Below are 13,319 nucleotides of genomic sequence, written 5' to 3'. Positions count from 1 at the left end.
CTGAAGCTCAACCGCCGCCTGCGCGATCCCAGCCCGTCGTCCCTCGCAGGGCTGTTAGCCCTGCTTGTCCGGCCGGGTGGGGATGCTCGGCCGCAGTTGTGCCGGCCCGACCGCTCCGCGGGGCCCGGGGGTGTCTTCGGGAAGAAGACGAGGAAGGGCCCGCAAGCCGCGGTCCGCGAACCCGAACAGGAGAATCTCATGCATCTCATCAAGATTGATCCGCGTGCGCTGAACGAAAATCCCGACCGCATGCGCCAGACGAAGTCGACGCCTCAGGCGGACGCCCTCCTGCTCGCGACGATCAAGGCGGTTGGCATCGTCCAGCCGCCGGTCATTACGCCCGAGAGCGGCGGCCGCAACGGCTATGTCATCAATGCCGGTCATCGCCGCGTGAAGCAGGCCATCGCCGCCGGCCTCGAGGAGATCGACGTCCTCGTCGACGAGGCGGCGAACGACAACGGCGCCATGCGCTCGATGATCGAGAACATCGCCCGCGAGGCGCTCAATCCCGTCGACCAGTGGCGTGCGATCGAACGCCTCGTCGCGCTCGGTTGGACCGAGGAGGCGATCGGTGTCGCTCTCAGTCTGGCAGTCCGGCAGATCAGGAAGCTCCGCCTGCTCGCAAACGTGCTGCCTGCCATGCTCGACCACATGGCCAAGGGCGACATGCCCGACGAGCGCCAGCTCCGCACCATCGCCTCGGCATCGCTCGATCAGCAGAAGGAGGTTTGGAAGAAGCACAAGCCCTCCAAGGCGGATCCACAGGTGTCGTGGGGGAGCGTGGCGCAGGCTCTGACCAAGGCCCGCATGTACGCACGTCACGCCAGCTTCGGCGACGACCTTGCCCAGGCCTACGGCATCCAGTGGATCGAGGACCTGTTCGCGCCGGCGGACGAGGACAGCCGCTACACCACGGATGTCGAGGCGTTCCTTGGCGCACAGCAGGAATGGATGACGAACAACCTGCCGAAGCGCGGCATGATCGCCGAGACGACGAGCTGGGGCGAGGTCAAGCTGCCGCCAAAGGCGGAGCGCGTCCACGGCAAGCCGTCGAAGTCGGATTGCACGGCGATGTATCTCGACCGTGACGGCCGGGTGCAGAGCGTGCATTACCGCATGCCTGCGGCGAAGAAGTCGAAGGATGGGGGCATGGCGACCGGCACTGACGCTGCCGACGAGAGCACAGCGGTCTCGAAGCCGCGTCCAGACGTGACACGCAAGGGCGTCGAAATCATCGGTGACTTCCGAACCGATGCCCTCCATGAGGCGCTGGCGCGCGCGCCCGTCGAAGATGACGCGCTGATGGCACTGTTGATCCTCGCCTTCGCCGGCCAGAACGTCTCCGTCGATTCCGGTAGCGGCGGCACCTATTACGGCAACCGCCGGATTGCGCGCCATGCCGCCACGCTGTTCGATCAGGATGGCAAGCTCGTCCTCGACATGGACACGCTGCGCGTCGCGGCGCGCTCGATCCTCGTTGAGGTTCTCTCGTGCCGCGAAAACCGCACCGACAGCGGCATCGTTGCGCGCGTCGCCGGCGAGGTGGTCGGCGCGGACAACTTCCTGCCGAACATGGGCACCGACGACTTCTTGTCGTGCCTGTCGCGCACCGCGCTCGAAGGCTCGTGCAAGGACGCGTCGGTTCTCCCGCGCCAAAAGGTGAAGGACACCCGCGCCGCTTTGGTCGAGCACTTCAAGGAAGGCCGCTTCGTCTATCCGGCAGCGCTGTTCGCTCCGGACAAGGTCGCTTTATTTGCCTGGCTGGCGAAGAACGTCGTCACCGCCGCCGACGAGGCCGACGATCAGGTCGAGGACCCGGACGCCGGCGAGGAGGATGGCGGCGAAGCCTCGGATGACGAGGCGTTCCGCGAGGCGGCTGAATAGTCCGCGCACCATATCCGAATGACACCCCGCCGCCGGCCCAGCTGGCGGCGGTTTCATTTCCAACACCCATGAACAGGAGGACGTCCATGTCCGCGCAGTTGATCTACGACCTCGTCCCGCTCGGAGCGATCATACGGTTTTCCGACGGCACGCCGCAGCCACCGGACCGGCACCGCAAGAAGCTTGCGGCCTGGGAACACCGCAACAGCGGCGGGCGGCTGATCCGCAAGCAGGCAGAACGCCGCGTCGGCAACACCGTCATCGGCGCCACCATCACCCTGCACGCCGGCGACTATGGCGGCGGCGGTGTTGTGGTGCTTCGCGTCCACCGGACCTTCTCGGTCGACAGCGACCTGAGGTTCGTCGTGACCGAACGCCCGAGGGTCGGTGCGGTCCGCGTGCTCAGTCGACCCGGTGAGGACGCCGAACTCGTCTATCTCGCCAGCAGCCGCGCCGACGCCGAAACCTGGCTGCAGAGCCACGGCTATCCGGATGCGGTTCTCGACGACGTGACAGCCGATGCGCTGGCAGCCAACGTCATGGAGGGGAGGACGGCCGAATGACGACGCCCTCACCTCTCACCACCGTGACGGACTCGAATTCTGGATTTCCCGAGGTCGAGTTCGGCCGCATTGGCGACGGCTATCTCGTCGCTCGTGTCGGCGACACGGCCTTCGCCATGCTGCCGGGACGCAACGCCCGCCATTATCTCGCGACCGGCTGGCGCATCAACCGGCCGATCGCCGAATGGAAGCGCTCTGACTTCTACGGCCATTCCGGCGGGCTCGCCGACGAGGTGGCCTTCCGGACAAAGGTCTTGGAGAACGCCGAGCATCAGCGCGAGAAGCGTGCGCTCGGCCGTCGCGACGCCGGTTCCAATGCGAACACGCCATGGGGGCCGTCGCAGGGTGCAACCGTCTATGCGGAAGGCGTTGTCTGCCATTCGACGGCAGGCCACGGCGGCTTCCACCTCTCGGCCGAGCGCAACCGCAAGGTCAACCCTATACTGCGCGCTCGGGGCGGCTGGTACGAGGAAGACGAGGCTTGGGCGATCGTGGCGATCACCTTCCCGCATCTGTTCACCGGCTACGAGCGGCGCTGCGCCGAGCGCACCATCAAGGATAGCTGGCCTGATCCGTGGGAGGCGATTTTCGGGATCATGCTGCAGCCCGGCGAATCCCGTGAGAAGGATCGGCGCGCCTTTGAGAAGGAGCACGCCGACAACTGGATCGTCGTGTCGGCGATCACGTCGGATCAGCAGCCGGGCTTTGTCGAAGTCGTCGCCACGCCGGGCGGCAGACGCGGCGCGGGCACCGAGGAGCGACGTTTTCTCGTCCCGTCCGACGAGTACCGGATCGGCCGCTTCGGCTTCGTCGTCGATGAGACCCGCCACCCAGTCTATTCCGGACCGTCGAGCTTCATCGGTTGGCAGGGAAGGACGTCGCCATGAAGGCTTCTTCCGAACGCCTCGCCCAGCTTTCGCGCATGGAGGAGGCTCGTCGCCAGACGCAGCGCCAGCTCGACATGATCGACCGCCAGATCATCCGCCGCATGACGGCGCTGATCCCGCAGCTTGGCCGCAAGCGGTCCGGATACCGTCGCGGCAAGCCGCCTGATCCGAGCGCTTTCCTCGAACGCTATCGTTCGAACCTTGCGGCGATCACCGCAGAGCGCCAGCCGGAGATCGACGCGCTATCGCGCAAGCTCGCCCGGCAGGATGCCGCGATCGAAACGTTGCGGGCCCGATGCGCGCCGGAGTCTCAACCCGCTCGTGACGATCCGGAGCGCGCATATCGCAAGGACGAATGCCGCAGTCCGGTGAACTGTCGTCCGGGCAAGCGCCATGGCGCTGCGGCCTAGCGGGGCCGAAGCCGACCTTGTGGCTCGCTCAGGCGAACGTCTCGAGCACGGCGCGAAACTGGCGATCTGCTGGCTCGAACCTTTCCAAGGTTTCGCCAACCCGGCCCGGACCCTGTCGGCTCTCCCCTCGGGTTTGCTGCGGTCTGCGCCCCCGGCGGTCCGCTTCAAGGCCAAGTCGCAAGCGACCGGAGACCGCCGATCTCGGCAAGGCCCGGCCGCGTCCGGCGCAGGGCCCCAGCAAGCTGGACCCTGCTTGTCCGCAGTCGGACCTCGCTCGCCTGGCGGTCCCCGGACCTTGAAGCGGCCCTCACCCCGGCGGCGCTCGGCGACCGCACCCGAAGGGAGGTCCGGCAGGGGCCGGATCGAACCGACGGCGAAACCAGATAAGGAATTCACCATGACCAAACCTGCTCGTTCCGCTCGCGCCAGCGCCCGTGTCATCCCGCTTCGCAAGGGCACCACTCTCGAAATGGTCCGGCTCGCCTGTCCCGACGCGGCGCAGGCGCAGCGCATCTCCGAAAGCTTCGGCCTTGCGATCCAGGACAGCGACGGCATCCGCGATCTGCATGAGCGGCTTATCATCGAAACCGCCGGCGCGCTCAAGGACGGACTGAGTGAACGCGCAATGCAGATTCACCTTCAACGGATCGTCGGCGCTTACGTCGGCTCCGCGCATGGCGCCGGCCAGTTCTACACCCGCGCAGTCACCGAAGCGCGAGATGCAACCGCCAAGCTAGCCAACGACGGCCGTGATGAGGACCTCGACGGTCCTGTCGGCTTCGATAGCCAGGCACAGCGCAAGCGTGAGTTCGCCGCCGACATGGGCGTGCAGTCTCACGCGCTTCGCATGGCCGCCGAGGGTGCCGTCGCCGCCTACGAAAAAGTCGTCGGCGAGACCTGGAAGCCATTCGAGCGTCCTGTCGACCACACGACCGACACCGTCGGCCGGAAGGCGGCCAAGGCACAGATGTCGGCGTTCGACTGAGGCCGCTGGCGGGGCTTCGGCCCCGCCATTCTCTTTCACCATTCAATGCCGGCCGGTCCCTGCGGGCCGGCCTTTTTCATGTCGCACGGCGCGACGGCGCAAACGAGCAAAGAGAAATGAATCGGGTTGGACTGCCCCTCGCGGCCCGTAGCGGCGTTCGGTCGATGCTCCGGCCCGCGCGGCAGCGCAACGGCTTTGCCGTCCTCCACTGACGTTCCGGTCCAGCCTCTCTGTCGCCACTCAGATCACCAGCGCCACCGGATGCGCGGCCCGGCAGGCCTTCGCAGCGGACCGCCGTGACGGGCCGCGATGGGCGCGGTCTTCAACGGAGACTAGGATGATGACAGGTAAGGAAACGAAACCCCGCGCCGACATCTATGCGCGGATCACCGATCGCATCGTCGCGGACCTGGAGCGCGGCGTACGTCCGTGGGTCCAGCCATGGAATGCGGCCAACGCCGCTGGACGCATCACGCGGCCGCTGCGCCACAACGGCATGCCCTATCAGGGCATCAACGTCGTGCTGCTGTGGTCGGAAGCGGTCGCGCGCGGCTTCACATCACCTATCTGGATGACCTTCAAGCAGTCGCTCGAACTCGGCGGTCACGTCCGCAAGGGTGAGAGCGGAACGATGGTCGTCTATGCAAACAAGTTCACTAAGACCGAGACCGATGAGTATGGCGACGACGTCGAACGGACCGTTCCGTTCCTGCGCGCCTATACGGTGTTTTGCGTCGATCAGATCGACGACTTGCCGGATCACTATTATGGGCGCCCGGCTCCAAGCATCGCGCCAGGGCAACGCATTGCGCATGTAGACGGATTCTTCACCAATACGGGCGCAACCATCCGACATGGCGGCGATAAGGCATTTTTCGCGCCAGCGCTTGATCTCATCCAGATGCCGCCATTCGAGAGCTTCCGTGACGCGGAGAGCTACGCCGCCACGCTCGCGCACGAATGCGTGCATTGGACTGGTCCGGCGCACCGCGTCAATCGCGATCTCAGCCGCTACGCCAAAGATCGAAGCGAGCGCGCCCGCGAAGAGTTGGTGGCCGAACTTGGCGCGTGTTTCCTCAGTGCGGATCTTGGTATCGTACCCGAACTCGAGCCGCGCGCCGATCACGCAAGTTATCTTGCGTCGTGGTTGGAGGTGCTGTCCAACGAGAAGCGCTTCATCTTCTCCGCGGCCGCCCACGCTCAGCGGGCAGTCACTTATCTACACGATCTTCAACCCAAGCAGGCCGAGATCGACCAAGCGGCATGAGGCACAACTGTCCGCGCCTCGGCGGCTTGCGCTCCATCGTTCACCTTTCTAGAAAATGATTAAGGCCTCGCCTCACGGCGGGGCCTTTCTTGTGGCACCGTCATGCGTTTGTCGGCGATTGGAGAGGCGGTGCTTCCCATCCTGACTGTGTCGGCCAGATGCGCCGGGCGGGTTCTTCTGGCTTCCGAGATGCTCATCTGTTTCTGGGTGAGCGTCTTTCCGAAGCCGCAGAAGGCTGATGTCATCCACGATGCGACAGTTCGGGGGTGTTATTCCGTCCGCTGGACCGGAGGAAAGCTTAGGCGGCGCGCGCGAGTCTCGGTCACCGATGCGCCCGTCGTTGTGCGGTGTGGCTTGCGTCTCGCTCGGTCGTATCCTCATCGTTCGGCCTGTCGCGCCCAATGCGTCCTCGATTTGGCATGTCTAACCGGAGGCCGTCGTCGCTGCGCTCCGCCTCGATCAAAAGACCGCAACGGCCGTTCTCGGCTTTCTTCCCCTGGTCGCTGCGCGCTCATTCCTCGCGAGACAAGAAAGCCTCGCCCTGGCCGCCCTCTACTGCGTGGCGGCCCTTCGGGTGCGGTCCGATCGCCTCCGGTCAACGACAGCCATCGAGGTCGCGATGGTCGCGGCCCGAGAACGAAAGAGGACACGAACATGGCTACCATCGGCAACTTCACCGTCAACGGCAACGGCTTCGTCGGCACCGTCAAGACCCTCGCTCTGGGCACCGTTAAGACCAAGATCGTTCCGGCCGATCGCACTTCGGACAAGGCCCCAGATTACCGCATCTTCGCGGGCGCTAACATCGAGTTCGGCGCCATGTGGAAGAAGAAGTCCCAGGACACGGGCCGCGAGTACCACTCGGTCAAGCTGGACGACCCAAGCTTCCCGGCTCCGATCTACGCGACGCTGGTCGAGGTCGAAGGCGAGGAAGGCTTCTCGCTCATCTGGTCTCGCCCGAGTCGCGACTGAGACGCCGCGCAGGTGGCCCCGCCGCGAGGCGGGGCCGTCACCCGTGGGCGGAAAGGAGAAACGATTTTGAACGCGCGCGTAAAGTCGGCAAGCGCAGCCTCATCGCTTATTCGCGATCCCGATCGACCGAGCGATGCCGGTCTCTCTTTCCGAGCCGTTCTATGGGGCTTTCGTGCGGGCCGTGGCACTGTAGTGCGCACCAGACGAAGCGAAGAGCGTCATCATCGAGCGGCAGGAGGCATTGGGGCTCGACGCGCTCGACATGAACATCATCCTGCATCTGTCGCATTATTGGTGGACGCCGGACAACCTCCCGTATCCCTCGGTCGAGCGGATCGCTAAGGCGGTAGGTGTGATTCCACGGACGGTTCAGAAGCGGATCAAGGCGCTGCACGAGTTGGGCATTATCGAGCGCGAAGAGCGGCGGCATACCCGGTTCGGCAGCGACACCAACAAGTACAGCTTCAAAGGCCTCATCGAGAAGGCGACGCCGTTTGCCGAAGAAAAACTCGCGGAAATCGCCGAGCGCCAGAAGGCCAAGGCCGAGCGGTTGAGCCGCAAAAAGCCCAAGCTGACTGTGGTGCCAGGGGGAGCCGCTTAGGCGGCCGTGGGCTATGTCTGAGGTTCTTCAGCTCAACATACGTCTCGATGCCAATGGTGTGGCCGCGCCTGCTCAGCGGGCGGCCTGGCAGTGCAGCGAATTGATCACGTTCTTTTTGAATGTGGCCGCATCTGCCGATCTGTCGAAACAACCGGAGCCGCCGGCCGCCGGCATCAATTACAAATTCAGCAGTCCCGAGATGACGTCTGCTGAACGCCATGACTTGTACGAGAATTGGCTGCTAGGGAAGGGTTTTCACGAGTTGGCACGTGGCGTTCACGAGACCCTCGAGGAGGCAGTGCTATACCTCGAAATGTTCAAGTACCGACCGGGCCAAACGACCGTAGCGGACTTTCAGGCCCACGTTGCCCAGGTGCGAGCTCGAGCAGGGCGGTTGCCCTTTCCTGCATTGTTGGCCGAGGTGAAGGATGGCATGACGTCGCCGATGGTATTCGATGACGACTTCACATCGTTTCAAAAAGTGCGGAATTGCCTTGAGCACCGGGCCGGCATCGTTGGCCCGCCCGACGTCGATGCGACGGGGCGCCTAGTGTTAACGCTGCCGCGCCTCAAGGCACTTTATGTTCTGCGCGACGAAGAAATCGAGATTGGCGCTGGCTCTGTGATCGACCGGTACGAACATCCCGAAATGACGGAAATCTACGTCAAGCGCGATACCAGAGTCAGATCCTATGCGCTCGGCGAAAGAGTGCGGTTCAACGCCCCGGAGTTTCACGAAATCGCATTTGCTTGCCATCTGTTTGCAAGCGACCTAGCAACGAAATTGCCCGTGATGCCTTGGAAAGCCGCGACGGGCCCGAGCTAGGTTCGCCGCCAGCGGAAGACGATCAAGAACACAATGGCCACCAGCGCCAAGATCGCGAGGGGGCCTTGGGCATGCCCCTCGAACATGCCCCATAGCTTGATCCCTATTTCATCACCTGCGCCGAACATGCGGCTTCTCCATAGTCGCGTTGAGGCGGATCAGACTGACCGCTTTGGCGGACCTCGCAACGCACCCGCGCAATATTGCTCGAGAGACATGACCTGTTTGGGATGGGGCCTCAGACCATGGCATGGGCTACGGCCGAGACGAGCTCGATGGTGGGGAAGAAGCCGAGGGCATGCAGTTTTTGAAGCAGCTCCTCAAACTGATGATAGCTTGCGTCGCCGGTCTCGGCAGCCGTCGCCAGCTCGATGAGCTTATCAGCTACCCCTTCAATTTCCTGCTGGATCCGCCGGCGCTCCGTCGTGGGCTGACGCCCTGGGCCATCGACAACGAAGACATCGGAATGTTGCCGCACGTACCGGGCAACAGCTCTCAGTGCCGGCGGCGCAGTCTTCGCCTGGGAAAACGCCTTGCTGATGCAATACGCGGCGTCCTCGAGAAACGGTTTGTCGCGGGCGAGATCTGGCGACGTGTCCCTGCGGCGATAGCTGCTAAAGGAGAAGCCGCCGTTGGCCAGACTGTAGAAGCCCACTTCGAATGGGCCGAACGTCGCAAGCCCTTTGGCAATACTGACAGAGAAGCGGAATTTGGGCCCGCCGCGTTTCTCGACGAGGTTGATCAGGTAAGCGACTTCCTGCGCGTGCTGGCGCGCGCGTTCGATTTGCGCCTGGTCGTTCTCAAAAACTGAAATAGCATCCGGCTTCCACGCAAGGTGCAGAGCGTGAAGCTGATGCCACGCCTTCAGGGCAGCCGCAGCCGGTCCGGGAATCTCCTCCCCGGCCAACCAACGCTGCAGAGTGCGTAGGGAAACGCCAAGCAGTTGTGCGGCTTCGGGTGGGTCGAGGCCGAGAAATAAAAGAACATCGCTGAGTTCAGGTGCCGTCATAACGTCTTTCTATAAATGACAATATGTCTATAAATATACGACGAAATGTCGTCCACGCGAAGTCACATCGTCGTGAGGCGAATTTGGTGCATATCACCAAAACTAACCCGCGGGTGAGATTGCGCTTTCTTGGTGCATATATCTGGTGCATAATGCTCGCATGCTTATCGGATACGCCCGCGTGTCAACAGACGGCCAGAGTCTGGATGCCCAGGTCGCCGAGCTCACGGCCGCCGGCTGCGGAAAGATCATGCAGGAAACCGCAAGCGGAGCGAAAACCGAGCGACAACAGCTCAAGAAGGCGATCGACTTGCTCACCGCCGGCGACGTGCTGGTGGTGACGCGGCTTGACCGCCTGGCGCGATCGACGCGCGATCTGTTGAATACGCTGCATACGATCGCCAAGGCCGACGCCGGCTTCCGCTCGCTGCGGGATGTGTGGGCGGACACCACAACGGCGCACGGCCGGTTGATGGTGACGATCCTAAGTGGGCTTGCCGAGTTCGAACGAGAACTGATCCGCACCAGGACGAGCGAGGGCAGGGCGCGTGCCAAGGGCCGCGGCGTCAAACTCGGCCGAGCCTACAAGCTGACGCCCGAGCAGCGCCGGCAAGCGCTGGCCCGGCTTGAGGCCGGCGAGCCCTCGCGCGAAATCGCGCTGACGTTCAACGTTGCTCACACCACGATTGGAAGGTTGAAGCCATGACGGCAATCGTGCTGACCCGCATTGATCCCGAGAAAAACATGTCCCGCTTTTATAAGCTCGACGTGCAGCCTACATTGTTCGGGGAATGGGCGGTTATCAAGGAGTGAGGCCGGATTGGCCGGAGAGGGACTGTGCGAAGCACGCCGTACATCAGCGCTGTCGAGGCAGAGGTCGCGCCTGATCACCAGTGCGGCGTGAAGGAGCGGCGAGGATACAGCCGGCGATGAACAATATCCGGCCGATCGACATGATGATCCTGGACAGCCTGTTCGAGATGGGCGGCGGTTACGTCCTTAATTTTTCGAACAAGACGTTCAGCGAGTTTTTCCTGGGCGAATTGAACATCGATATCGACGACCCAAAATACGCGCGCGACGGAACCTCTAAGGGCCGACGCCTCAAATGCTTCCTGCAAACGGTCGATAAGCAGACTGTTGTTCGAACGCTCAATGCCCTGTGGGAATATCGCGAAGCGATGCGTGCCAAGTTTGGCAATGCGGAGCCAGTGCAGAACGCGCACGGGCAATTCTTACAGGTCATCGACAGAATCAGCGGGGTAGCTGCGTCGCCGAAACCAACGCCGGCGCCGGCGACCAACCGGCCCGCGCTCCTCCAGCTTTCGACCGATTTGATGGCGATGTCGTCAATGGCCCCGCAAGCGCGCGGCTACGAGTTTGAAAAATTTCTGAAGGGATATTTTGACCTATTTCATCTGCAAGCGCGCGATGCCTTCAGATTGCGCGGGGAGCAGATCGACGGCAGCTTTGTCCTCGATCAGCAAACCTACCTGCTCGAGGCCAAATGGCAGAACGCCCCCACGGGCGCTGCCGATCTGCACACCTTCCACGGTAAGGTCGAACAGAAAGCCGAATGGTCACGTGGCCTGTTTGTCAGCTATAGCGGCTTTACGCCCGAAGGCCTAGACGCTTTCGGCCGGCGCAAGCGCATCATCTGCATGGACGGCCACGATATCTACGAGGCGCTCAGCCGCGAGATCCCGCTCAATCATGTGCTCAGCGCGAAAGTACGAAAGGCCGCGGAAACCGGCGCGGCCTTCCACCACGTCAGAGATCTTTTCCCGGTCTAGAATTTACCGCCCGCACCAAGGACAGCCAGTAGGCAAGGGGCCCATTGAAATCCCGGCATCTTTGCGAACGTTCTCGCGGAGCACGCCTTTCTCCTCGTAGCCTTTGATTGATTCGAGAAATTCGCTCTTTTCGTCATCTGATAGCGAATGAAAAACTCTCACAGCTCTTTTGGTTTTGTCTAGCACTCTTCTTCTCCCTAGTTGCCGCCGCAAACTCCACACTTCGATTTGGGAAACCAAGGCGTGGTTGTTGTTTGCGGACGATGTGTGCACACACACGCACGCTGAAATTCTATAAGGCCTGCTCGCATGCCGAATTGCTTTTCACGAGATGTGATGCCCGCGGCCGCGTCGCGGACGGCTACGACTTCCTCTCTTTGACTCAGCAGCGCATATTCCAGAGTGAGATCCTGTGCGTCATTCTGGCCAAGTTTTGTCCAGGCCACTTTCAGCTGATGGTTATCTCGGGTTGCCGTGACATCGTCCGCGAGCTCTTCATCCCAACGCGCCAACAATGACCAGAGAACGAGCAGGGTTTGTAGCGCAGCTGCGACCCCAAGAAGGCCGATGGCATATGGGCGGAAGGGCTTCAGCGGCTCAAACACCTCGGAGCCCAGGAGATAGGCCAACAAAACTGGAACGGCGAAGCCCCAAAAATCGCGGATACGCGTCTTCCATCGCAGCGCTGCCGCCCGGCGCTCGAACACGGCGCGAGTGCCTTCAGCATGCAAAGCCTTGTCCCACGCCAACCGGCGCCGTTCAGTATCATCCATGGAAGCAACTCACCTTAAGCGGGAGCGGGAAGATATATCAACTTTTGTTCCATAAGATAGATGATGCGAATCAATGACTTAGATGGGAAAAGAGGCCCGGGAGCGTGAGCTCGACCGGGCCTCTAGAAAAGCTTGCCCCGAAGGTGTGCAAGTGCAGGGACCAAGCGGGGCTTACCGACATAAGATAGGTCAGATATTGGAAAAGTTCAACTGAAATGAGGGGTCGCAATGCCGACTTTTGCAGATGCTCTGTCGGCCGACCGATTCAGTACCTACCGGCTTTGGACCGGCCAAGATGACGCTTTAGCTACGCGACTATACACCTTTAACGTCAATCTGTCAGCGGCCCTCTATGGGCCGCTGCATATGCTGGAGGTCTCCCTCCGCAACGTCGTCGACCGCCGGCTGACGGCCACCCGCGGCGTGAATTGGATGGACGATGCGGTCGTGCTCGTCACGGCCTACCAGCAGTCCTGCATCACCAAGGCGCGCGATCAGCTCAGGCGCGATCGGAAAGCCGGCACGCACGGCCAAATGGTGGCCGAGCTCAACTTCGGTTTCTGGAGCTCCCTGTTCGGCCGCCAAAGCAACCACCTGTGGGGCAACGACCTGCGAGCGGTTTTCCAGACCGGCAGGCTGCAGCGTCACTCCATCGCCTCGCAGCTTTCGGATTTTCGCGGGCTCCGCAATCGGGTTGCTCACTATGAACCGATTATCGCCCTCCCCCTCGCCCAGCGTTACGCGGATATCGTCACGCTGACAGGATGGCTTTCGCCGAGCGCGGTCCAGTGGATCAACGACACTTCCAGCTGGCCGATGATTTATCCCGGCATCCCGATCCTGGTCGTCGACCCGACTACAGGCGTCACGAGCATCGCGCCTGGGGTAATCCCTCACCTGCCCGCCTGATCAGGGCGTTTCGCGAAGCGCCGATTTTTTCCGGTCTGCGAGAGCGGGCAAATGCGCGCCGAGCGCGCCCGGGCTGCTCCAAATTGGGAGATTCAGATCTCTATAAGACTACCCAAGGAAACCTGGTGGGGTCCTGAGCTAGGGCATAGCGGGGCCATCCCCCGGAAAACTTGCGCTTAAGCCGAGAGACGGCCGCCTGCCCTGCAACGATGTTGGCGGTTCGGAAACCCGGAGCCGGCCCCTCGCGTCGGGCGCCATCTCTCCCCTGCCCGGTGAGACGGCTTGCTCGCTACTTCTCGACAGGAAAGCAGCCTGCCGGCGATCCTTGGGCTTCGAGCTTTCGCGGTGCCCTTCGGGATTCATGATCGCATCCCCACAGTATCCCGGTCGGTCGCCGCGCTGCCGGTATGGTCTCCTCGACCACGGCGACCCTCTCACTC

Annotated in this window: 16 protein-coding genes; 13 read left to right on the top strand and 3 right to left on the bottom strand. The window is 62.5% G+C overall.

Annotated features, from left to right (window positions below):
* Positions 1–198: 198 nt before the first annotated feature.
* From JQ592_RS21015 to JQ592_RS20975, 9 genes are all read left to right on the top strand, one after another.
* Entirely contained in the window at positions 199–1,884 is a 1,686-nt protein-coding gene (locus JQ592_RS21015) for a ParB/RepB/Spo0J family partition protein (protein WP_211404699.1), read from the top strand.
* 86 nt (positions 1,885–1,970) lie between these two features.
* On the top strand, positions 1,971–2,447 hold the full coding sequence (locus JQ592_RS21010; RefSeq protein WP_211404698.1) for a hypothetical protein: 477 nt from the start codon (positions 1,971–1,973) through the stop codon (positions 2,445–2,447).
* Positions 2,444–3,334 (top strand): DUF7007 domain-containing protein, encoded by an 891-nt coding sequence (locus JQ592_RS21005; RefSeq protein ID WP_211404697.1) that lies wholly within the window; start codon positions 2,444–2,446, stop codon positions 3,332–3,334. Before JQ592_RS21010 ends, JQ592_RS21005 begins: the two co-directional genes overlap by 4 nt.
* Positions 3,331–3,744, top strand: a complete 414-nt coding sequence (locus JQ592_RS21000) for a hypothetical protein (RefSeq protein ID WP_211404696.1) — start codon at positions 3,331–3,333, stop codon at positions 3,742–3,744. The genes JQ592_RS21005 and JQ592_RS21000 overlap by 4 nt, the downstream gene beginning before the upstream one ends.
* A gap of 397 nt (positions 3,745–4,141) precedes the next feature.
* Positions 4,142–4,729 (top strand): hypothetical protein, encoded by a 588-nt coding sequence (locus tag JQ592_RS20995; protein ID WP_211404695.1) that lies wholly within the window; start codon positions 4,142–4,144, stop codon positions 4,727–4,729.
* Positions 4,730–5,069: 340 nt separating this feature from the next.
* Positions 5,070–5,996 (top strand): ArdC family protein, encoded by a 927-nt coding sequence (locus tag JQ592_RS20990; RefSeq protein ID WP_211404855.1) that lies wholly within the window; start codon positions 5,070–5,072, stop codon positions 5,994–5,996.
* Between the two features lie 654 nt (positions 5,997–6,650).
* Positions 6,651–6,968, top strand: a complete 318-nt coding sequence (locus JQ592_RS20985; RefSeq protein WP_211404694.1) for a DUF736 domain-containing protein — start codon at positions 6,651–6,653, stop codon at positions 6,966–6,968.
* 220 nt (positions 6,969–7,188) lie between these two features.
* Entirely contained in the window at positions 7,189–7,569 is a 381-nt protein-coding gene (locus JQ592_RS20980) for a helix-turn-helix domain-containing protein (protein WP_433996431.1), read from the top strand.
* A 13-nt stretch (positions 7,570–7,582) separates the two neighbouring features.
* Entirely contained in the window at positions 7,583–8,395 is an 813-nt protein-coding gene (locus tag JQ592_RS20975; RefSeq protein ID WP_211404692.1) for a hypothetical protein, read from the top strand.
* Here JQ592_RS20975 and JQ592_RS38595 read toward each other — a convergent pair.
* A complete protein-coding gene (locus tag JQ592_RS38595) occupies positions 8,392–8,523 on the bottom strand; it encodes a hypothetical protein (RefSeq protein ID WP_283816150.1) in 132 nt (43 codons plus the stop codon). The two genes, JQ592_RS20975 and JQ592_RS38595, sit on opposite strands and share 4 nt — an antisense overlap.
* Positions 8,524–8,633: 110 nt before the next feature.
* Positions 8,634–9,404 carry a helix-turn-helix domain-containing protein gene (locus tag JQ592_RS20970; RefSeq protein ID WP_211404691.1) on the bottom strand — a complete coding sequence of 257 codons (771 nt, stop codon included), beginning with the start codon at positions 9,402–9,404 and terminating at the stop codon, positions 8,634–8,636.
* A gap of 160 nt (positions 9,405–9,564) precedes the next feature.
* Here JQ592_RS20970 and JQ592_RS20965 point away from each other — a divergent pair, with 160 nt between their 5' ends.
* The 3 genes from JQ592_RS20965 to JQ592_RS20955 all read left to right on the top strand — a co-directional run bounded on the left by JQ592_RS20965 (position 9,565) and on the right by JQ592_RS20955 (position 11,197).
* A complete protein-coding gene (locus JQ592_RS20965) occupies positions 9,565–10,110 on the top strand; it encodes a recombinase family protein (RefSeq protein WP_211404690.1) in 546 nt (181 codons plus the stop codon).
* Complete coding sequence (locus JQ592_RS20960; RefSeq protein WP_211404689.1) at positions 10,107–10,217, top strand: WGR domain-containing protein; 111 nt, start codon at positions 10,107–10,109, stop codon at positions 10,215–10,217. Before JQ592_RS20965 ends, JQ592_RS20960 begins: the two co-directional genes overlap by 4 nt.
* Before the next feature lie 116 nt (positions 10,218–10,333).
* Positions 10,334–11,197 (top strand): restriction endonuclease, encoded by an 864-nt coding sequence (locus JQ592_RS20955; protein WP_246820566.1) that lies wholly within the window; start codon positions 10,334–10,336, stop codon positions 11,195–11,197.
* A gap of 197 nt (positions 11,198–11,394) precedes the next feature.
* Here the strand turns inward: JQ592_RS20955 and JQ592_RS20950 are convergent, their stop codons facing one another.
* Positions 11,395–11,970 carry a mobilome CxxCx(11)CxxC protein gene (locus tag JQ592_RS20950; protein ID WP_211404688.1) on the bottom strand — a complete coding sequence of 192 codons (576 nt, stop codon included), beginning with the start codon at positions 11,968–11,970 and terminating at the stop codon, positions 11,395–11,397.
* A gap of 228 nt (positions 11,971–12,198) precedes the next feature.
* Here JQ592_RS20950 and JQ592_RS20945 point away from each other — a divergent pair, with 228 nt between their 5' ends.
* Positions 12,199–12,879, top strand: a complete 681-nt coding sequence (locus tag JQ592_RS20945; RefSeq protein WP_211404687.1) for a hypothetical protein — start codon at positions 12,199–12,201, stop codon at positions 12,877–12,879.
* The last annotated feature ends 440 nt before the right edge of the window (positions 12,880–13,319 follow it).

This window comes from Bradyrhizobium iriomotense (assembly GCF_018129405.1).
GTDB classification, from domain to species: Bacteria; Pseudomonadota; Alphaproteobacteria; order Rhizobiales; family Xanthobacteraceae; genus Bradyrhizobium; species Bradyrhizobium iriomotense_B.
Note: the sequence above shows the minus strand (reverse complement) of the source record. Positions and strands in the feature narration are given on the sequence as shown.